Below are 17,470 nucleotides of genomic sequence, written 5' to 3'. Positions count from 1 at the left end.
TTTGCATTATTCTTTGTAGGTGCAGCCTGACCGCAGGCGCATCAACAAGGAGAAACAGCATGAAATTCATCACGACGTTCTCGTGGAAAGCCGATGCGCAAATTCGCAATGAGGCCATCGCCCGCTTCCAGAAAACCGGGGGATTGCCGCCCAAAGGCGTGACGCTGCTGGGGCGCTGGACCCGCGCCGATTTCAACGGCGGATTCGATCTGGTGGAGACCGACGACCCGCAGGCGCTGGCTGAATTCGCGCTGATGTGGAGCGATCTGATGGAATTGAACACGTACCCGGTGTTGGAAGATCAGGCGCTGGCCGCGGTGCTGCAGCGCATGGTCAAATAAACGCCCCGGCAAGTGCATCATGCGACGCGTGTTCCTGATCATCCTGGCGGTCCTGTTGCTGTACGCCGGAGTCGATATCTTCTGGCCCTTGCAGCGCGACCTGCGCCAGTTCGATCCGGTGACCCTGGGACAATTGGAGACCAAGATGTGGCGCTCGTACTACGATCGCCAGCCGGCGGCGCTGTTCATCGAATTGGCGCAGATGTTGCGCAGCCAGTATCAGTTCCCCTTGCTCAGGTCCTATCTTGGGGCCTACTACGGCACGGCCGCCGCGTTCACCTTCAAGGACGGCAAGCGACGCAGCGATTACGAACTGGCATTGCCCGCGCTAAACACTTACTTCGGCCTGATCCGCAGCACCGGCAATGTGGATTTCGACGTCCAGCGCGCGGCAGCGCTGGAACTGGAGTGGTGGATAGTGCATCGCGACCGCGTCAACTATCCGAAAAGCGCATTGGGACGCGCCTGCGCTGAAGCGGCAGCGTCTGTCTATCATGTCTCGGCCGCTTCGACCCTGCAGTACGGCCAGTTGCGCGCCGCAGCCATGAACATCCGTGATACCCGCGCAGATGCGGGTGGCGCCGAAGACGCCGATTGGGCCGAAATTGCGTCGCTGCTGCACCAAAGCTACGATGCGTTGCACCAAGCGGTCAGCGACAAGCGCAGCATGCCCGCCATGGTGCTGTGGGACGGCGGGGCGACGCTGCAACGGTAAGCCGGCGGGTGTCGCAGCCGCGCCTACCTATCGCGCAGGATTATTGCAAGTTACTGAACGGCTGTGTATCGCCACCGGCTTTTGGTGCGGCGCTACGATTGACGGCGCGCACGGCCTTTTTCTTGGCAGGAGGGGTGGTTTTTTGTTCCGGCGCTGCTGCTGAAACTACTCCTGTTTCGCCCAGGCTTTCGCGCAACATTTTTGCCTGGTTTTGCGCATCGGCAAGGACCGTCCCGTTCAAATTGTTCTGTGCGCTCAAATCATTCAGCGCTTTGATCGACAATTTGAGACTGCCTAAAGCCACAATACCTTTCGCAAACTTATCCGCAGGATCGCGCTGCAATACTTCCAACGCGTATGTGACTGCGTCGCCATAATTGCCTGCGTCAAACTTGATCTGCGTCATGCGCAACCATGGCGTTTTATCCGTCGGGCGCACCTGGGCCACGTCCTTGAGCACTTTGATCTCCTGGTCTGCCTGGCTGGTCTTTGGCGCACTGTTCGATCCAGCGGCAACGGCATCCGGCTTCATAGCCGGGGCGACGGGCGCGGCTGGCGCGATGTATGGCGTCATCAAACACGCCAGCGCAATACTGTAGACCGCCTTGGACCCCCAACGACTCATATCAATCTCTCTTTCTTGAAAAATTTTAAACTTTGACAAACGAATTTAGTTGCAGCCGGGACACATGTTACTACGTTAAGCCGGTCAACTGGGCTTATGCATTGCGCTTTGACAGCCTGTTCCTTTTTACTAGACTGCAAATTCGACTGTTGTTCGCAGTTTTCCATGTCGTGGGAGAGGGTATGCCAAGGTTGTTCATCGCTGTTGACCTGCCAGCCGCCGCGACCGCGGAGCTGGCACGCATAGAACCACTGCCGATGCCGGGGATGCGACTGATCGCGCAGGATCAGATGCACTTGACGCTGCATTATCTGGGCGAAGCCGACGTCGAGCGCATGGGGGCCGCGCTGCAGGCGGTAGCGCTGCCGGCGTTCTCATTGACGCTGGAACGGGTAGGCCGCTTCGCCGCCGCTGGTGGCGCGGTCACGCTGTGGGTCGGGGTGCGCGACAACCCGCAACTGTTGAGACTGCACGCGGAAGTTGCCGGCGCGCTGGCCGGGGAGGGCTTCCTGCCGGAGAAGCGTCGCTACAGCCCGCACATCACGCTGGCTCGCTGCAAGCCTGTGGTGCCTGCCAGTGTAGTGAGCCTGTTCCTGGAGCAGCACGCGGCGTTCTTGCTGCCGGACTTGCCGGTCGTGGGATTCGGGCTGTATTCCAGTTCGCTGATCGACGGCGTCCGGGTTTACCTGCGGGAGCGCGCGTTCCGATTGCTGGCTTGAGTCGGGTCAGACTGACAGGGCCGGTGGGCTTTGCAGCCCACCGGCCCGGTTCGCTAAATTTATTTTTGATGCCGTGGACGACGGTTGTTCGAACGTTCAGTGTCCGGAGGAGTTGGGGCAGTTGCAGTGTTGACTTGGGCGGAGCTTGAGAAAAGTTTCATATCTGTACCTTTCAAATAATTGAGGATCAAAGACGCTTCTCGCCTGTCATTTCCAACAGGAAAGTTGCGGTGCAAATTTATCATATTTATTTATTTAAGGGAACTTTTTAGAGATCATTTACTCGTCGACCGACGACAATGCAGGCCTCCGACCTCGAAGAGCTCATGGCAGCGGCGGGTCATGGTCCAGGTAAGCCCGCCACGGCGTCCAGTAATACTGCTCCCAGCCGCGGCTGACCCCGGCGAAGTCATCGTCGGGAACATTGATGTGCATCAGCTCGATGCGCGCACCGTCTCCCTGCGGCCAGAAAGTAAGAACGAGCACCGAGTCGATGGCCTCGCCAGCCCAGTGCGCGGAGCGCCAGGTTTGTACGATCAGCCGCTTCGGCTCGACGTGGAGCATGGTGCCGGACAACTCGCCGTCAAAGGCGCTGAAGGCGGCGCCGGGATGCGCTGCTATGGTCACGGGGGCGCCGGTGAACGCCGCATGAGCCACCGGATCGAGATACATGTCGTACAGTTTTTCCGGCGCGGTGGCGGCAAAGGAGGCTGCGAGAATGATGTTTTTCGGCATGGCATGCTTTCCTTTGCTTGCCGTCCTTACACCTGGTCGTAGGCCAGCCGCGGGTGCCAGTCGCTGCCGCGTCCATCCGGTGTCAGGTCGAACAAGTGCCACAGCGGCCAAATCGCATCGGCGTGGCGCGCATGCTGGCCGGGATCGCTGGGGGCGTACAGCAACTCGGCGTTGTAGAAGTGATGGATCCGGCCCTGACGCCGCACGAATACGTTGAGCGCCGGGATCTGCTTGCCGTCCGGCGTCTCGCCGTGATAATCGGCGTTGTAGCTGTTGTGGGCCGAGGACAACAGGCGCAGATTGTGCCAGCCGCGCTGGCGGGCGAAGGTCTGGATGCGCTGGATCGGCGATTTGGCGACCACCGCCACGTTGACCCGCTGCAGCGCATGCGGCACGCTGCCGTTGAGCCCGTCCAGGATGGAGGTGCAGGCCGGGCACGGCTGCTGCATCTCCGGGCCGTACATGAAGCTGTAGACGATCAGGCTATCCTTGCCGTCGCTGAACAGCTCCGACAGGCGAACCGTTTTTTCTTCATCTTCCGCATCGACATCGGGCGCGCTTTCATCGAACACTCCCTCGCGCAACAGGTCCGATACCCGGCCTGCTTTTCTGGCCTCGATCGCATTGAGATCGGGGCCGAGTTCATTGAACAGATAATCTTCCTTGATGGCTCCGCCAAGCGGCAAATTTCTGCGCAAGGCCGCAACCGCTTCCTGTTGCCGGCGTAGTGCGATTTCCGCGTCCAGCAATGCATCTCGGGCCGTCCGGTATTCGCCGCTCTCGCCGGGGAAGCGGATTGCATGGTGTGAAGTGCTCATCATTGCTCCTGTTAATTGGGACCAAGGGGGCAAGCGCCACGGAGGTCGCGATAAAAGTATAGGTCAGGCATGCCGCGGTAGCGATTGCCAGGTAAAACAAAATCCCTGGGCCTGATTAACCTGCCGGCATGATCCCGTCCAGCAATGTGCGCATGCAGCGCCAGTGCGAGCCTTCCCAAAACACGCGCAGACACACATCGCAGGTGCTGAAGTGCTCGAAGCGTTCGCGCACGGCCGGCGGCACGCGCAGCTGTACCTGCGACTTGTCGATCGCGCGTAATGGTGCGTTGCAATGCAGGCATAGGGTGAATGGTCGTGCGCTGCGTGCCAGGTCCAGCCGATCGAATATTTCGCCCAACTGTTGGGTCGACTTGATCGCGTGGACGTAGCAGCCGTGCGTGATGGTGCGGCGCTTGAGCAGCTCGCGGTCGCGCGTGAGCACGATGCGGCCTTCGCGGGCGGCGATGTTTTCGATTTCGCTGTCTTCGAAATTGTTGTCGTACAAGGTGTCGAAGCCGGTCATCCGCAGCAGGTGCGCCAGCCCGCCCAGATGGGCGTCGGCCACAAACCGCGTGACGCGCATTGGATGTTCGCGCACCTGCAGCAGCGGACTGATGTCTAGCGCCTCGAACTTGGGATAGACCGCCACCCGGTCGCCGTTTTTCAGCAAGCGGTCGAAGCCCACCGACTCGCCATTGAGCAGCACCAATTCGACCTCGGTATGCGGCACGCCAAGCGCTTCGATCATATGTTTGGTGGTCGCCGCCCGCGCACATGAGCATTGGAATTCGCGCCGGCGCCGTTCGGGCGCGAGGAAGCCGTTCAGTTCTTCATAGAAACGGAAGGTGGCGATAGTCATTTGATTCAACTATTTGCGGGGCAGGGCACTGCAAAGTATTGCACCTTGCAGCCAAAAGCGCATGCTGCAATCTCGCGCATCTCCGGAGAAAAAAATGAACGATCCCTACGATTTGCAACGCTTCGTGGAGGCCCAACAGCCGCTGTTCGACAGCGTCTGCGCTGAACTGCGCGCAGGGCGCAAACGCACGCATTGGATGTGGTTCGTTTTTCCACAGATCGAGGGACTGGGCCACAGCGCCATGGCGCGCAAGTTCGCGATTTCGTCGCTGCAGGAAGCCCGGGCCTATTTGGAACACCCGCTGCTCGGTCCCAGGTTGCGCCAGTGCAGCCGGATCGTGGCGGAGCTTGACGGCCGCACTATCGAAGCTATTTTTGCTTATCCGGATGATATGAAATTTCAATCGGCTATGACCTTGTTCGCGCAGGCCAGCGCTGATAATCAGGTGTTTAACGATTGCTTGCAGAAATATTTTGGCGGCGTCGCCGATGCCGACACGCTGGCGCAACTGTCCTGACTAACCATTTCCGAGCACAAACATGGCACAGCAACCAAGCAAACATTTGCGCATCAGCGGCATCGTGCAAGGCGTCAACTATCGCGCCACCTTCCAGGCCGAAGCCAGGCGGCTCAAGCTATCGGGCTGGGTCCGCAACCGGCTCGACGGCTCGGTCGAAGCGCTCATTTCAGGTCAGCCCGATGTGCTCGATCAAATGATCCGCTGGGCCTGGCAAGGGCCATCGGGCGCGCGGGTACGCGAGATGGCGATCATCGATTCAAACGAGGCGATAGAGTCTGGCCTGGCGTTCCAGATTGTTCCGACGCAATAATCCTGACTTGAAACGCGCGCCTGAGCACCAACATAGAGTTCAGTTATCGCTCAAATCGCCGTCGCTCAGCGTCGTTCCCATCTCATATAGGTAGCACATGCCCTCGCGTTTAGTCATCGTTGTCACGCTGTTCTTGCTCGGCGTCCTGCACGCATTGATCGGATGGCTCTTGTTGCCGGATCTGACGGCGGCTCCGATTCTGCAGTCATTGCTGGCTTGGTGGTTGCCTTTGTCGTTTTTGCTGATTCCTGCCGGTTTGCTGGCATCCGTCGTTAAAAGCCAGTCATGGTCGGATCGGCTGGCATGGGCCGGCATGCTGGCGATGGGTGTGTTCTCGTCCTTATTGTTGCTGACGCTGTTGCGCCAGATTTACTTGCTACTGGTCCCGTTGTTCGGCACGAATGTCGCGCAAGTCTCGGGCTGGACTGCGTTGGCTGTACCGCTGCTGGCAGGACTGGTGAGTGTGATCGGTTTTGTCAACGCCAGACGCTTGGCGCGGGTGGTCCATGTCGATGTGCCGATCGCGAATCTGCCGCTTGCTTTGCATGGCTTCAGGATTGTTCAAATTTGCGACATCCACGTCGGCCCGACCATCAAACGTCCTTATCTGCAAGCAATCGTCGAACGAGTGAATTCACTTGACGCCGATTTGATCGCCGTGACCGGCGACCTGGTCGACGGCAGCGTTAGCCAGTTGGCGCCGCACACGGCGCCGCTGGCAAACCTGGCGGCGCGGCATGGCGCTTATTTTGTTACCGGAAATCACGAGTATTACTCGAATGCACACGACTGGATTGCCGAAGTGCGGCGGCTCGGCTTGACGGTGCTGATGAACGAGCATGTGGTGCTGGAGCATCAAGGCGCATCGCTGCTGGTAGCCGGCGTGACCGACTATACCGCCCACCATTTCGACGAGGCGCATCGTAGCGATCCGCACGCCGCGCTGGCCGGCGGTCCCAGCCAGGTCGGCGTAAAACTGTTGCTGGCGCATCAGCCGCGCTCCGCCGCAGCCGCGGCCGATGCCGGCTTCGACCTGCAGTTATCCGGCCATACGCATGGCGGACAGTTCTTTCCGTGGAATTTTTTCGTGCCGCTGCAACAACCCTATATCGCCGGGCTTAACAAGCTGCGCAATTTGTGGGTGTACACCAGCCGCGGCACCGGTTATTGGGGACCGCCCAAGAGGTTATGGGCGCCGTCCGAAATTACCTGTTTGCGGCTGCTGCCGGCTTGACCAGGTAGGTCGGAAAAGCACAGCCCTTGCAGGGCGCGTATCCGCTTGCAAGCGGATACCGTTGCGCAGGCAGATGGCATGCCATCTGAAACCCCTGCTACACCTTTCCGACGTATTGCACGCCGCCGATCAAGCGAGCTTCGCTGCGGTGGAAGGCGCTACGCTTTTCCACCCTACTTCATTCAAGCCGCGTGACCGAGTTCATAAGCCTGCACCTTGATGTTGGCCAGCATGTCCTCGACCAGTTGGTCGACGCCGACCTCGGCGCGCCAGCCCCAATCGGCGCGGGCGGCTGCGTCATCCAGGCTTTGCGGCCAGCTGTCGGCGATCTGTTGCCGACCGTCGGGCTGGTAACGGATGCGGAACTGCGGCAGCTGCTGTTGAATCGCCAACGCCAGTTCGCGCGGATTAAAGCTCACGCCGGCCACGTTGTACGACGAACGAACCTGTACCTGCGCCGCCGGTGCTTCCATCAATTCGATGGTGGCGCGAATCGCGTCGGGCATGTAAATCATCGGCAGCGTGGTTTCCGGTCCGAGGTAGCACACGTATTCTTCGTGCCGCTTGGCCGCATGGAAAATCGCAATTGCGTAATCCGTGGTGCCGCCGCCCGGCGGCGATTTGTGGCTGATGATGCCGGGGTAGCGAATGCTGCGCACATCGACGCCGAATTTGGCGAAGTAGTATTCGCACAGCCGTTCTCCCGCCAATTTGCTGATGCCGTAAATGGTGGTCGGGTCCATCACCGTTACCTGCGGCGTATCGACCGCGGGCGTATTCGGGCCGAAAGCGGCGATCGACGACGGCCAGAACACGCGCAATGGCTTGCCGGCCTGGCCGCGCTCGCGCGCCAGTTCCAGGATGTTCAGCAAGCCGTTCATATTCAGGGTCCAGGCCTTGATCGGCGCCTGCTCCCCGGTAACCGACAATAAGGCCGCCAGCTGATACACCTGGGTCACTTCGTATTGATCGACGACCTGCGCCACGCGCTCGCTATCGAGCACATCCAGCGATTCATAACGGTTGGCCGCATACAGACTACGCAAGCCGATATCCGCGGCAATCACATTGTCGGCGCCATGCGTCGCCGTCAGCGCTTCCACCAGTTCACTGCCGATTTGCCCATTGGCGCCGATTACCAGAATTCTTTCCATGTTCACTTTCCTTCGTTCTTCAACAAGCCCAACTCGTGTCCCGCCTGGGCAAATGCCGCCAGCGCCCTGGTCAATTGCTCGGTACTGTGCGCGGCCGACATCTGCACTCGCACCCGCGCCTGTCCCATCGGCACCACCGGATAAAAGAAGCCGGTCACCAGCACACCAAGCTCATACAAGCGCTGGGCGAACTGTTGCGCCAGCTGTGCTTCGAACAGCATCACCGGCACGATCGGATGCGTGCCAGGCTTGATGGTGAAGCCCAATTTGGTGATCTCGCTGCGGAAGAAAGCGGTGTTGGCATGCAGCCGGTCGCGCAGCTCGGTGGAGTCGGAGAGGCGTTTGAGCACCGCCAGCGAAGCGCCTGCAATCGCCGGCGCCAGACTGTTGGAGAACAGATACGGCCGCGATTTCTGGCGCAGCATGGCTATTACTTCGCGCCGCGCCGAGGTGAAGCCGCCCATCGCTCCACCCAAGGCTTTGCCCAAGGTGCCGGTGATGATGTCGATCCGGCCCATCACCTGATGATGTTCGTGCGTGCCGCGGCCGGTGGCCCCCATGAAGCCGGTGGCATGGCATTCATCGATCATGACCAATGCACCGTAGCGGTCGGCCAGATCGCAAATCTTGTCGAGCTGGGCAATCGTGCCATCCATCGAAAACACACCGTCGGTCACGATCACTTTGTGGCGCTTGTCCGCCGCCGCCTGCAATTGCGCTTCCAGATCGGCCAGGTCGTTGTGCGCATAACGATAGCGTGCTGCCTTGCACAGACGGATGCCGTCGATGATAGAAGCGTGATTCAACGCATCGGAGATGATCGCATCCTGCTCATCGAACAGCGGCTCGAACACGCCGCCGTTGGCATCGAACGCGGCCGCGTACAGGATCGTGTCTTCCATGCCCAGGAACTCCGACAGCGCCTGTTCCAACTGTTTATGCACCGTCTGCGTGCCGCAAATGAAACGCACCGACGACAGTCCGTAACCGTATTTCTCGGTGGTTTCGACCGCCGCCCGCACCATCGACTCGTCGCCGGACAAGCCCAGATAGTTATTGGCGCACAGATTGATCAGCGTCCGGCCATCGTCGCACACCACTTCGGCACCTTGGCGCGATGCGATCACACGTTCCGGCTTGTACAAGCCTTGCTCGCGCATCAACTCAAGATTGCTTGCCAGTCCGGTGTAAAAACTTTGCTTCGAATTACTTACGTTCATGACGGTCCCTAATTAATAAAAAAAGTTGCATAAGTTGGCAAGTGAGCAGGCCGGCGAACTGGCAAAAATCACGATAGCAGCCGAACATATCTGATACGCCATTCATCTGTTAGGATGCACATTTTGGCAATATCTAGAAAATCCACTATATCGAACCGTTGTGCAGTATAGCGGATACTATCACTCTCATCACACATTGCAAGCACCTTTTATGAAAACGCCCACAGTCCAGAATACGCCGCCGGAAGTTGGCGCGACCTTACAAAAACTACGCCTGAAAAGGGGATTGACACTGGAAGACCTGTCGCGCGCAGCGGGCGTCTCAAAATCCATGCTGTCGCAAATTGAACGTGAGAAAGCCAATCCCACCATCGCGGTGGCATGGCGGCTGGCCAACGCGCTGGGCATCGGCATCGAAGAATTGCTTGCCACCGAGCCACGCGAGCAGGAAGCGATACAAGTGATGGAACCGCATGAAACGCCGACCCTGCCGGGCCACCATGCCGGCTACGTGCTGCGGATCCTGGGGCCGATGGAACTGGCAGGGAAATACGAGTGGTATGAGTTGACGCTAGCCCCGAACGGCGCGCTGGTGTCCAACCCGCACGATCCTGGAACCATGGAATATTTGACCGTATTGCACGGCGGGATAGAGGTCGAAGTGGACGGCAATAAGAAAAAAATCAAACTGGGCGGCACCGCGCATTATCAAGCAGATAAGAATCACGCGATCCGCAACACCGGCAAGACCGAGGCGAAGGCGTTGATGGTGGTGATTCATCGATGACGATGGACTGATCCGATGCGGCTCCTTCGGTCATTCGTCGCAATTTGCTGTCGGCAAAGCGGCTATTGCCGATCGGAAGCTATTTGGCAACATGTATTGCAACAGGATCGCTGGGAGGATCACTGCAGCAGTGATCCTGGCTGCACGGGAGTTGCTGCTCCATAAATGCAAAACGATGATGCCGGCACACCAAAAGGCGAATATCCGTAGCGTCCCATTGGGGCCTGCGAGGAAGCAGCAGGCTGTTGCGCCGCTTATAGAAACAATGGCGCCCAGTGCGAGGTCAGGTATTTTTTGCTCATAGCGGCCCCTGGCTTTATCTTTCACTATCACTCTTTATTCCAAGAAGTCGCCGTAAACAGCCAATCAGCGGTGCAAAAGATGGCCACACCTGTGTGCCTTTTGCACTGCTAGTCCATCGCACTTCGGTTGGAGCTGTGATTGGAGTGCTCTCCGGCGGCTCGATGAGCAAATAGAAAATAGGCCCAACAAGGGGAATGGCTGACAAAACCAGATAAACAAATTTGATCGGCCAATAAGTTCTTTTACCAAATATTCGGCTCCAAGAAAGTCCGGTTGCAATCAGCGAAACGATTATTAAAAATAAATGCGGTAGAGAATCCATTAAAAGGCTTTCCAGGATTGAAACTCACCGGAGCGCGTGAGAGGCTCCGAGCGGAGCGTAATGTTAGTGCGTATTTGACGCGCCCTTAAAATATTTCAGCACGATGCCCACCAGCCAAGATAAAGTAACAAGCCACCTAGAAATGTCGCAAGCAGGCTAATAAACATTGATTTACCTATGCGTTCTACACAGCTTACTGCGCATCTTTGTCAACCGCCGTATTAAAAGCCTGCACAGCCTGTCCTGAAAAATGCTTGACGACCACAGCAACTTCAGCAGCCAACACCTGCAATAAAAGATGCGGCCCCTTAAAAGTGGCGATCTGCACAGACGGGGCCAGCATCGCAATATGTCTGGCAGCAGACGATGGAACGATATGGTCTCCCGACGCCTGCAAATACAAAATCGGCACTTGAATCTCTTTGAGTTTCTCTGAATAATCGGTTTCGATGATGGCCAGAATACGTGCTCGCAAGGTGCTTGCCGGGACTTGACCCAGCGTCTGCCTTAATGTTTTCCGAAGGCCCCCTGAAGAAAAGCTGCCTAGAAGAAAAGGGCCAATCAATGAGATTAAATTGCTCTTCATCGGCAGAAAGTTAATCAGCATCTTGATCGGTCGCGAAGCGGGAATAGGGTAGCGGGCGAACGAGCAGCAGAGTATCAGCCCGATAAGGCCGGCCGGTCTCGAAGCCGCCAGCGAAATGGCAACAGGGCCGGAGAAAGAGTCGCCCAGCAACAAGAACGGCTGGTCCAGCGGCAAGCTGGCGCGGACAAATTCTTCCAGAGCACCATATCCGAGCGCCTGGTCCGCTGGATAGGAAACGACCGTCGGCACGAAATCCGCCCCGAGCGCAGCTACAAAATCGGCGAACAGTGTGCCGGCGCCATCCATGCCCGGTAGTAGAACTATGGCGACCATTTTGCCTTTTAACGTTACGTTGCCCGGCGCGTTTGCGTGTCAGGGGTTGAGTGATGTGCCATGGGATCTATTTGCCATGACTTACTCTTAAAACCCTTCCGTCATCTTTAGCGATTTCGGCGATCGCCGTGCCGCCAGCGTAGTCTTTCGGGAGTGAACCTTCAACAACCCAGATTCCATTTTTTAACATGGCTTGATACGGTTTTTGTTGGGCAATTGCTTCGCGTCCGTATATCGGTTCCCAAATGGCCACAGCTATTTTTATGGCGATCTCGCTACTAGGCACATAACCGGCGGCAGGCTGAACGTTGTGCTTTTCAGGTTCGTGGGCTTGTGCAGAATTTGCTACTGCCATAGCGCCTAATAGAACCATGTTCATGACCGCTAGCGTATTAATTCGCCAGCGTTCGGCTTGTGGAACGCTCCTACTTAGCGTCATGTTAGATCTTTTCATCGTCATTGCTACATGCGTAATGGGATATCTCCACGCCAATTCCTGCTGCCGCGGCAAGCTGGATGAGCCTTGGCGGTAAATACGAGAATTGCGCCACGTATCCTTCGTTAAGCGCGACGCCAAAGTCAAGTACCGCCCATTGCACTCCCCGAAACGCGGCAATCCTTGCGATAACGGGCGCGTGCAACTCCAAGAATGCGATAGCCTCCGTTACCTGGCGGTCAAACTCGTCAAAGTCGGCTTGGCTGACAGCCTATCCGGATCTCAACCCCGCTTGGGGATCACAAGACCTCTAGCAACCGCCGGACGCGCGAGGAATGCATTAAGCGCCCGCGTCACATGCGGGAAATCCGCGATAGCCACCAGATCGCCGGCCTCATAGAAGCCGATCAAGTTGCGCACCCACGGAAAGATGGCGATATCGGCGATGGTGTAGGTGTCCCTCATGATCCAGGTGCGCTCTGCAAGCCGCTGGTTGAGTACGCCAAGCAAACGCTTCGATTCTGCGACGTAACGGTCTCGTGGGCGTTTGTCTTCGTATTCCTTGCCGGCGAATTTGTGGAAAAAGCCGAGCTGGCCGAATATCGGGCCGATGCCGCCCATCTGAAACATCAACCACTGGATCGTCTCGTAGCGGCCAGCGGGATCCTGCGGCATGAACTTCCCGCTCTTGTCGGCCAGGTAGATCAGGATCGCGCCGGATTCAAACAGCGGCAGCGGCTTGCCGCCCGGGCCGGCGGGATCGAGGATGGCCGGGATCTTGTTGTTCGGATTAAGCGATAGAAACTCCGGCGACATCTGGTCGTTGGTTTCGAAACTGACCAGGTGCGGCTCGTAAGGCAGGCCGGTCTCTTCCAGCATGATCGAAATCTTGACGCCGTTGGGTGTCGGCAGCGAATAAAGCTGAATCCGGTCCGGGTGCCGGGCGGGCCATTTGTTGGAGATGGGGAAGGAAGAAAGATCGGTCATAGTGGGTCTTTTAGGCCAAGGGTTGAGGCGTCGCAGTTGCATCCGGTCGTTGGATCAATGCGTGAATACGAACGAAAAACCTGTCATTAAATTCAGGGTGCAAAAATAGCATATTTCCCAAAGGAAAACATCGTCTAGGGCAATTGTCATGTTTTGCCAAGTAATAGAAGGGCACATTTGACGAGCCGGATGCATCAGCTGCCATCCGCCCCCAACGCATATTTATGGCAGTGCTGTAAATAGCCCGCCTCATGGCTAGCCATCAGCTGCACAACACTGTTCCATAACCAAGCAGGGCTAGCGAGCGTCTTGCTGCGATCCAGCTTCAGCTCGTTGCGCCAGCTGTTGCGGGTCGCTCTATCCATTTGCCTGGCATGCGCGCAACCGACGACATAGGCCAGATAACGCGCCATCAGCGTTGCCTGGTCCATACTCAACTGGTCTATTTCTATTTTGAGGTCCTGCGGCAGCAGTTCCCGGATGAAGACGCCATGCTCCAGAAAACGTTGTGCGATCATGCGCTCGCCCAGCGCCGGCGATAGTTGACGCGCGCCTGCCACCACGCGCCTGGCGTTGTCGCGCGGCATGCTGGCGTGCGGATAGCGGGGTGCGGTAGCATGCACGGCTTCCTTGATGTCGATCAGGCAATGATCAACGTCGCCCACCCGCAATAACACGGCGTAGCGCAAGCGACCCAGCGAACTGCAACCTTTCACCCAGTAGGCTGCATCCAATACCTCGATCCTGGCGTCGTCATCGCGTGATTTCAGCGTGGTGACCAGCTTTGCCATTTCCCGTGTTTCAAACAATTGCGAGATGGCGATCTTCTCGGACTTCGACAACGGCCAGAAATTCTTTCCCAGCGGGATATTCGGCCGCGTATCGACAATCCGTTCGTTTGCCAGCTGCTTCCAGGAACGCCTGACAGCGTTGCGCATGACCACTTTGATCAAGTCGGGTTTTTGCTTCGAACCGCTTTTGCCAGCCGTGCCGAGGGCTTGTACATAGCCCGCCATCAGATGTTCCAGCATATGAGCGGTGACCACGCCCGGCAAGCTGGAGCCGCGCGCGGCTGCGGCCATCGACAGCCCGAGCCGCACCAGATCATGCGCAGGATTGCCGATAATGGTTTGATCGAAGTCGCGAATCTGCACCTCGATCGCGCCATCGGCATCGGCCAGCGGGCCGAGGTTGCCAAGGTGGCAGTCGCCGCAAATCCAAATCGCCGGTCCTTGCGGCAGAGCATGGCCGCGCAGACTGTGCAGCCATTCGTAGTACTTGGCAGTGTTGCCGCGCACATAGGCATGCGGCGAACGCGCCATTTTTTGATTGCGGCGTGCAAGCAGTATTTCGCGGCGCGCGTCAGGGGCGGGAAATTTCATCGCTTGAATTCCAATCATATGTTCGGAGTAGGTCAGAGGTCGTTTCGCGATTTCATCACGAAATCACGCCATCCGACTTTGCGGCCCTGAACCAAGGAAAAAGCGATAGCCGGCTAGCCGATTTCTGAATCTCGCAAGCCAGGATTTCAGCGTTTTCCCAGCGCCAGTACGATGTGCTAACAAATCGCTTGCGCAGACCACAATAACCCGTACCGACAGGAATTCTTCAACTATATTGGGCACGGCAAATATGTGTCCCGATCAATTTGTTGGTCGCTGGCGGGACGGTCGGTGACCGGCACAGACTTGTTGGAGATTTTGTTATGCACGGTGTGATTAAGAACGGTTTGAGCTTGATGTGTTTGCTGGCGCCGCTAGCCGCTAGCCGCAATGGCTGGCGATACTCTTGCCAAGATCCGCGAAAGTCAAAGCATCACGATCGCGTATCGGGAGATCCCTCCATTCTCCTTCACCAATGAAGACAGGCACGTGGTCGGCTATGCAATCGACCTGTGCCTGAAAATCGCCGATGCGGTCAAACGCGAATTGAAGCTGCCGGAGCTGAAAGTGCGCTATCTGGCGGCTGACACCAGCACCCGCTTTCCCAGCATCATCGAAGGCAAGGCCGATCTGGAATGTGGCTCGACCACCAACAATGCCGAGCGCCGCACCCGTGTCGGCTTTACCATCCCGCACTTCTTTTCGGGGGTGCGGATGGTGGTGAAGACGGACAGCGGCATCAAAAACTGGCCCGATCTGAAGGATAAGACCATCGTCGTTACCAAGAACACCACCACAACCGATCTGATCAATGGACGCAACAATGTGCGCGCGCTCAATATCAAGCTGGTGGAAGGCCGCGACGACAAGGAATCGTTCTCCTTCGTCGAGCAGGGCAAAGCCGATGCCTACGCGATGGACGACGTGGTGCTGTACAGCATGCGCTCTAATGCGACAAGTCCTGATGCCTTTGCCGTCGTCGGCGATCCGCTGTCGATCGAACCGTACTCGCTGATGTTCCGCAAGGGTGATCCGGCCTTCAAGAAATTGGTGGATCATGAAATGGCGCGGCTGATTCATGAAGGCGAATTCAAGAAAATATACGCATATTGGTTCACCCAGCCGAACGGCCCCAACCACACCAACATGAAGATGCCGATGAGTTATCTGTTGCGCGACTCATTGGCCTACCCATCGGACAAGATTTTCGATTGACGGATAAAGCTCGCCTGGCGTCTGCCGGGCAGGGCGAGCAGGTGCATCAGCCATGCGGCAGTTTTTTGCCATTCAATATGCAGGCAAATACTTGCATTTTGCGACTGCTTGCCTATAATTCACACGTACCCGGACATCGCCAAAGGCCTTCAAAGCGATGACTGACGCCATCAGGGTTTTGCCATGACAACGCCCGCAGTCGTTTCGATCAACCCATAAGGAGAAGTCACGATGGATATCTTGCATAGAGTCGGAATTAAATCGCCGCCGGGTGAGGTCTATAAAGCATTGAGCACGCGTGAAGGCCTTGCCGCATGGTGGAACAACAACACGCAAGGGGATGGCAAAGTCGGCGGAGTGCTCCAGTTCCGCTCCGACGCCGGCGGCCTCGACATGAAAGTGCTTGAGCTGCATCCGTCCGAGCGGGTGCTATGGCAAGTGGTCGACGGGCCGGCGGAATGGATGGACACAAAAATCAGCTGGGACCTCAGACAGGACGGCGAATATTGCATCGTCCTCTTCAAGCACCAGGGCTGGAAAGAGCCGGTGGAATTCATGCACCATTGCAGCACCAAGTGGGCGATCTTTATGATGAGTTTGAAGTCGTTTCTGGAAAACGGTAAAGGTGCTCCCGCCCCTAATGACATCAAGATCGACAACTGGGACTAACAGGATGTTGAAAAACTACTGCGAGTGCCGATTGTCGGTTTGCGCTCATCTACCAAAACCCGGGCCGCTCGCGACGTTTTTCAACACCCTGTTAAAAGAACACATTTGGACATCGACAAAGTATTCAAAGCGTTGGCCGACCCGAGTCGCAGGCACCTGCTTGACCTGTTGCATCGGGAGAACGGCCAGACGCTGACGGCACTCTGTGAGCACATGGACATGACTCGCCAAGCCGTGACGCAGCACTTGCAACTGCTGGAGGACGCAAATCTGGTCGCCATTGTCTGGCAAGGCCGAGAAAAGCTCCATTACCTGAACGCTGTGCCGCTGCACGAGATTTACGAGCGTTGGATCGAGAAATTCGAGCACGGCCGCCTTGGTGCGTTGCGCGACCTCAAGAACAAACTGGAAGGAGATGATGATGACAAAACCTAGCTTTGTATATGTGACCTATATTGCAACGACTCCGGAGAAGGTGTGGCAGGCCTTGGTCGACACCGACGTGACGCGCAAATATTGGTCTGGCTTGACTACGGATTGTCCGGTACACGTGAACGTGTCGGATTGGCGGCCCGGTTCGCGATGGGAGCACCGGCGCCTCGACGATGCGCAAACGGTCGACATTGTCGGCAAGATTGTCGAGAGCGTCCCTCCACGTCGCCTGGTGCTCACATGGGCCAGGCCGAGCGACGCCGAGGATGATGCGAAACATTCGCGTGTCACATTCGATATCGAGCCGCATGGCGACCGGTTGGTTCGTTTGACGGTCACGCATGAAGACCTCGAGCGCGATCCTCAGATGCTCGCGGGCATATCGGGCGGCTGGCCGAAGGTTCTTTCGAATTTGAAGACGCTGCTCGAAACCGGTCACGCGCTTCCGCAGTCTGGCGGCGCGCAGCCGGCGTAGGTTGGACTGTAAAGCCCGACATTTCTTGAGTCGTCACGAAACCGAATGCCGCGATGACATAGTTAAATGGGGTCAGAGTTTTTTTTCGTCGGCAGTTTGACGAAAATTACTCTGACCCCTTTTAACGGACTACGGAGCACCGAGGTTTTGCGATTGCCTTTACGTGCTGCCGTCTTGGCGATCTCAGCTTTTCGCCCTGACGGCGACTTACTTTATTTTGCTTCGCCAAAATAAAGTAAGCAAACAAAAGGCGACCGCAAGCCACTGCCCGCCGTAGGCGGGTCCCCAAATGC

Annotated in this window: 23 protein-coding genes; 11 read left to right on the top strand and 12 right to left on the bottom strand. The window is 57.2% G+C overall.

Going from position 1 to position 17,470, the window contains the following annotated elements:
• The first annotated feature begins 59 nt into the window (after positions 1-59).
• Together ACFPM8_RS17205 and ACFPM8_RS17200 are read left to right on the top strand one after the other, a co-directional pair.
• Positions 60-341 carry a DUF3303 domain-containing protein gene (locus tag ACFPM8_RS17205; RefSeq protein WP_378999238.1) on the top strand — a complete coding sequence of 94 codons (282 nt, stop codon included), beginning with the start codon at positions 60-62 and terminating at the stop codon, positions 339-341.
• A gap of 19 nt (positions 342-360) precedes the next feature.
• Positions 361-1,056 (top strand): hypothetical protein, encoded by a 696-nt coding sequence (locus tag ACFPM8_RS17200; RefSeq protein ID WP_378999235.1) that lies wholly within the window; start codon positions 361-363, stop codon positions 1,054-1,056.
• 40 nt (positions 1,057-1,096) lie between these two features.
• On the opposite strand, the gene ACFPM8_RS17195 is transcribed toward ACFPM8_RS17200, so the two are convergent.
• Positions 1,097-1,720 carry a hypothetical protein gene (locus ACFPM8_RS17195; RefSeq protein WP_378999233.1) on the bottom strand — a complete coding sequence of 208 codons (624 nt, stop codon included), beginning with the start codon at positions 1,718-1,720 and terminating at the stop codon, positions 1,097-1,099.
• A gap of 143 nt (positions 1,721-1,863) precedes the next feature.
• Here ACFPM8_RS17195 and thpR point away from each other — a divergent pair, with 143 nt between their 5' ends.
• Positions 1,864-2,400: an RNA 2',3'-cyclic phosphodiesterase gene (gene thpR, locus ACFPM8_RS17190; RefSeq protein ID WP_378999231.1), complete on the top strand. Its 537-nt coding sequence runs from the start codon at positions 1,864-1,866 to the stop codon at positions 2,398-2,400.
• A 324-nt stretch (positions 2,401-2,724) separates the two neighbouring features.
• Here thpR and ACFPM8_RS17185 read toward each other — a convergent pair whose 3' ends face one another.
• The 3 genes from ACFPM8_RS17185 to ACFPM8_RS17175 all read right to left on the bottom strand — a co-directional run bounded on the left by ACFPM8_RS17185 (position 2,725) and on the right by ACFPM8_RS17175 (position 4,812).
• Positions 2,725-3,135 (bottom strand): SRPBCC domain-containing protein, encoded by a 411-nt coding sequence (locus tag ACFPM8_RS17185; protein WP_378999229.1) that lies wholly within the window; start codon positions 3,133-3,135, stop codon positions 2,725-2,727.
• A 26-nt stretch (positions 3,136-3,161) separates the two neighbouring features.
• Positions 3,162-3,953 carry a DUF899 family protein gene (locus tag ACFPM8_RS17180; RefSeq protein ID WP_378999227.1) on the bottom strand — a complete coding sequence of 264 codons (792 nt, stop codon included), beginning with the start codon at positions 3,951-3,953 and terminating at the stop codon, positions 3,162-3,164.
• Between the two features lie 115 nt (positions 3,954-4,068).
• Positions 4,069-4,812, bottom strand: a complete 744-nt coding sequence (locus ACFPM8_RS17175) for a Mut7-C RNAse domain-containing protein (protein WP_378999225.1) — start codon at positions 4,810-4,812, stop codon at positions 4,069-4,071.
• Positions 4,813-4,906: 94 nt separating this feature from the next.
• Here ACFPM8_RS17175 and ACFPM8_RS17170 point away from each other — a divergent pair, with 94 nt between their 5' ends.
• The 3 genes from ACFPM8_RS17170 to ACFPM8_RS17160 all read left to right on the top strand — a co-directional run bounded on the left by ACFPM8_RS17170 (position 4,907) and on the right by ACFPM8_RS17160 (position 6,876).
• Positions 4,907-5,329, top strand: coding sequence for a DUF1810 domain-containing protein (locus ACFPM8_RS17170; RefSeq protein ID WP_378999223.1), 423 nt, complete (start codon positions 4,907-4,909; stop codon positions 5,327-5,329).
• A gap of 22 nt (positions 5,330-5,351) precedes the next feature.
• Positions 5,352-5,642, top strand: a complete 291-nt coding sequence (locus ACFPM8_RS17165) for an acylphosphatase (protein WP_378999221.1) — start codon at positions 5,352-5,354, stop codon at positions 5,640-5,642.
• Between the two features lie 97 nt (positions 5,643-5,739).
• Entirely contained in the window at positions 5,740-6,876 is a 1,137-nt protein-coding gene (locus ACFPM8_RS17160; RefSeq protein WP_378999219.1) for a metallophosphoesterase, read from the top strand.
• A gap of 182 nt (positions 6,877-7,058) precedes the next feature.
• Here ACFPM8_RS17160 and ACFPM8_RS17155 read toward each other — a convergent pair whose 3' ends face one another.
• Together ACFPM8_RS17155 and kbl are read right to left on the bottom strand one after the other, a co-directional pair.
• Complete coding sequence (locus ACFPM8_RS17155) at positions 7,059-8,030, bottom strand: NAD-dependent epimerase/dehydratase family protein (RefSeq protein ID WP_378999217.1); 972 nt, start codon at positions 8,028-8,030, stop codon at positions 7,059-7,061.
• Between the two features lie 2 nt (positions 8,031-8,032).
• Positions 8,033-9,250 (bottom strand): glycine C-acetyltransferase, encoded by a 1,218-nt coding sequence (gene kbl / locus ACFPM8_RS17150; RefSeq protein ID WP_378999215.1) that lies wholly within the window; start codon positions 9,248-9,250, stop codon positions 8,033-8,035.
• Between the two features lie 211 nt (positions 9,251-9,461).
• On the opposite strand from kbl, the gene ACFPM8_RS17145 reads away from it, so the two are divergent.
• The gene (locus ACFPM8_RS17145) at positions 9,462-10,037 is read left to right on the top strand and encodes a helix-turn-helix domain-containing protein (protein ID WP_378999213.1); all 576 of its coding nucleotides are present in this window, start codon (positions 9,462-9,464) and stop codon (positions 10,035-10,037) included.
• A gap of 30 nt (positions 10,038-10,067) precedes the next feature.
• On the opposite strand, the gene ACFPM8_RS17140 is transcribed toward ACFPM8_RS17145, so the two are convergent.
• From ACFPM8_RS17140 to ACFPM8_RS17115, 6 genes are all read right to left on the bottom strand, one after another.
• The gene (locus tag ACFPM8_RS17140) at positions 10,068-10,364 is read right to left on the bottom strand and encodes a hypothetical protein (protein WP_378999211.1); all 297 of its coding nucleotides are present in this window, start codon (positions 10,362-10,364) and stop codon (positions 10,068-10,070) included.
• The gene (locus ACFPM8_RS17135) at positions 10,354-10,662 is read right to left on the bottom strand and encodes a hypothetical protein (RefSeq protein WP_378999210.1); all 309 of its coding nucleotides are present in this window, start codon (positions 10,660-10,662) and stop codon (positions 10,354-10,356) included. The genes ACFPM8_RS17140 and ACFPM8_RS17135 overlap by 11 nt, the downstream gene beginning before the upstream one ends.
• Positions 10,663-10,855: 193 nt before the next feature.
• Positions 10,856-11,581 carry an alpha/beta fold hydrolase gene (locus tag ACFPM8_RS17130; RefSeq protein WP_378999208.1) on the bottom strand — a complete coding sequence of 242 codons (726 nt, stop codon included), beginning with the start codon at positions 11,579-11,581 and terminating at the stop codon, positions 10,856-10,858.
• A gap of 67 nt (positions 11,582-11,648) precedes the next feature.
• Entirely contained in the window at positions 11,649-12,035 is a 387-nt protein-coding gene (locus tag ACFPM8_RS17125; protein ID WP_378999206.1) for a YbbC/YhhH family protein, read from the bottom strand.
• A gap of 264 nt (positions 12,036-12,299) precedes the next feature.
• Positions 12,300-13,004 carry a glutathione S-transferase N-terminal domain-containing protein gene (locus tag ACFPM8_RS17120; RefSeq protein ID WP_378999203.1) on the bottom strand — a complete coding sequence of 235 codons (705 nt, stop codon included), beginning with the start codon at positions 13,002-13,004 and terminating at the stop codon, positions 12,300-12,302.
• Between the two features lie 194 nt (positions 13,005-13,198).
• Complete coding sequence (locus ACFPM8_RS17115) at positions 13,199-14,386, bottom strand: DUF2252 family protein (protein ID WP_378999201.1); 1,188 nt, start codon at positions 14,384-14,386, stop codon at positions 13,199-13,201.
• 390 nt (positions 14,387-14,776) lie between these two features.
• Here ACFPM8_RS17115 and ACFPM8_RS17110 point away from each other — a divergent pair, with 390 nt between their 5' ends.
• The 4 genes from ACFPM8_RS17110 to ACFPM8_RS17095 all read left to right on the top strand — a co-directional run bounded on the left by ACFPM8_RS17110 (position 14,777) and on the right by ACFPM8_RS17095 (position 17,177).
• Positions 14,777-15,601 (top strand): amino acid ABC transporter substrate-binding protein, encoded by an 825-nt coding sequence (locus tag ACFPM8_RS17110; RefSeq protein ID WP_378999198.1) that lies wholly within the window; start codon positions 14,777-14,779, stop codon positions 15,599-15,601.
• Between the two features lie 231 nt (positions 15,602-15,832).
• A complete protein-coding gene (locus ACFPM8_RS17105; RefSeq protein WP_378999196.1) occupies positions 15,833-16,270 on the top strand; it encodes an SRPBCC family protein in 438 nt (145 codons plus the stop codon).
• A 111-nt stretch (positions 16,271-16,381) separates the two neighbouring features.
• The gene (locus ACFPM8_RS17100) at positions 16,382-16,705 is read left to right on the top strand and encodes an ArsR/SmtB family transcription factor (RefSeq protein ID WP_378999398.1); all 324 of its coding nucleotides are present in this window, start codon (positions 16,382-16,384) and stop codon (positions 16,703-16,705) included.
• Entirely contained in the window at positions 16,692-17,177 is a 486-nt protein-coding gene (locus ACFPM8_RS17095) for an SRPBCC family protein (RefSeq protein ID WP_378999194.1), read from the top strand. The genes ACFPM8_RS17100 and ACFPM8_RS17095 overlap by 14 nt, the downstream gene beginning before the upstream one ends.
• The last annotated feature ends 293 nt before the right edge of the window (positions 17,178-17,470 follow it).

The sequence above is a fragment of the Paraherbaspirillum soli genome, from assembly GCF_042654985.1.
Classification (GTDB): domain Bacteria; phylum Pseudomonadota; class Gammaproteobacteria; order Burkholderiales; family Burkholderiaceae_D; genus Paraherbaspirillum; species Paraherbaspirillum soli.
Note: the sequence above shows the minus strand (reverse complement) of the source record. Positions and strands in the feature narration are given on the sequence as shown.